This window comes from Spirulina sp. CCY15215 (genome assembly GCF_016888125.1).
Lineage (GTDB): Bacteria > Cyanobacteriota > Cyanobacteriia > Cyanobacteriales > Spirulinaceae > CCY15215.
Map to the genome: position 1 here is coordinate 1 of NZ_JACSWA010000369.1, position 1,836 is coordinate 1,836.

Consider the following 1,836-nt stretch of genomic DNA (forward strand, 5'->3'; position numbering starts at 1 on the left):
TACTTTTTTCTCGTCTGGGCCATCCTGGACTTGAACCAGGGACCTCACCCTTATCAGGGGTGCGCTCTAACCACCTGAGCTAATAGCCCATTTGAACCGAACAGAATTAAGTTTGAAAGTTTTTAACATCTTCGTTCGACCTCGGGATTGTTTCAATTATCAACTATCTTTTTATTGATAATCGAAGCGGGTCTCCCTATAAAGGAGGTGATCCAGCCACACCTTCCGGTACGGCTACCTTGTTACGACTTCACCCCAGTCACTAGCCCCACCTTCGGCGCCCTCCTCCGCGAACGGTTGGAGTAACGACTTCGGATGTTGCCAGCTTCCATGGTGTGACGGGCGGTGTGTACAAGGCCCGGGAACGGATTCACCGCAGTATGCTGACCTGCGATTACTAGCGATTCCTACTTCATGCAGGCGAGTTTCAGCCTGCAATCCGAACTGTGACCGAGTTTGCTGGGATTCGCTTGCCGTCGCCGGTTTGCTGCCCTTTGTCTCGACCATTGTAGTACGTGTGTAGCCCAAGGCGTAAGGGGCATGCTGACTTGACGTCATCCCCACCTTCCTCCGAGTTGTCCCCGGCAGTCTCCCTAGAGTGCGCGATTTAATCGCTAGCAACTAAGGACGAGGGTTGCGCTCGTTGCGGGACTTAACCCAACATCTCACGACACGAGCTGACGACAGCCATGCACCACCTGTCTTGGCGTTCCCTAAGGCACTCTCAACTTTCATCGAGATTCGCCAGATGTCAAGCCTTGGTAAGGTTCTTCGCGTTGCATCGAATTAAACCACATACTCCACCGCTTGTGCGGGCCCCCGTCAATTCCTTTGAGTTTCACACTTGCGTGCGTACTCCCCAGGCGGGAAACTTAACGCGTTAGCTTCGGCACGGCTCGGGTCGATACAAGCCACGCCTAGTTTCCATCGTTTACGGCTAGGACTACTGGGGTATCTAATCCCATTCGCTCCCCTAGCTTTCGTCCCTCAGTGTCAGTTACAGCCCAGCAGAGCGCCTTCGCCACCGGTGTTCTTCCCAATCTCTACGCATTTCACCGCTACACTGGGAATTCCCTCTACCCCTACTGTACTCTAGTTTTGCAGTTTCCACTGCCTTTCAGAAGTTGAGCTTCTGTCTTTGACAGCAGACTTACAATACCACCTGCGGACGCTTTACGCCCAATAATTCCGGATAACGCTTGCCTCCTCCGTATTACCGCGGCTGCTGGCACGGAGTTAGCCGAGGCTTTTTCATCAGGTACCGTCAGAACTTCTTCCCTGATAAAAGCGGTTTACGACCCAAGGGCCTTCCTCCCGCACGCGGTATTGCTCCGTCAGGCTTTCGCCCATTGCGGAAAATTCCCCACTGCTGCCTCCCGTAGGAGTCTGGGCCGTGTCTCAGTCCCAGTGTGGCTGATCGTCCTCTCAGACCAGCTACCGATCGCTGTCTTGGTAGGCCTTTACCCCACCAACTAACTAATCGGACGCGAGCTCTTCTCTAGGCAATAAATCTTTTACCTTCCGGCTCATCCGGGATTAGCAGTCGTTTCCAACTGTTGTCCCCGACCTAGAGGCAGATTCTCACGCGTTACTCACCCGTCCGCCACTATCTCCGAAGAGACCGTTCGACTTGCATGTGTTAAGCATACCGCCAGCGTTCATCCTGAGCCAGGATCAAACTCTCCATTTTGTGGAAATTATTTCCTTTTACTCTTTTCTTTTTTGACGAGGATGTGTATTATACTTTCAAACTTATTCTTTTTTCTTGGTTCGGCGCGCTGTTTTTGAGAACCCCGTTTCCGGTTGCTCTCTCAACCGCGCATTTACTAAGGTAGC

The 1,836-nt window shown here is 52.3% G+C and carries 1 tRNA gene and 1 rRNA gene; both read right to left on the reverse strand.

The annotated features are described in order from the left end of the window. Positions 1–15 precede the first annotated feature (15 nt). Positions 16–89: transfer RNA gene (locus JUI58_RS10375), tRNA-Ile, on the reverse strand. Positions 90–200: 111 nt separating this feature from the next. Continuing rightward, a 16S ribosomal RNA gene (locus tag JUI58_RS10380) occupies positions 201–1,690 on the reverse strand. Positions 1,691–1,836: the final 146 nt, after the last annotated feature.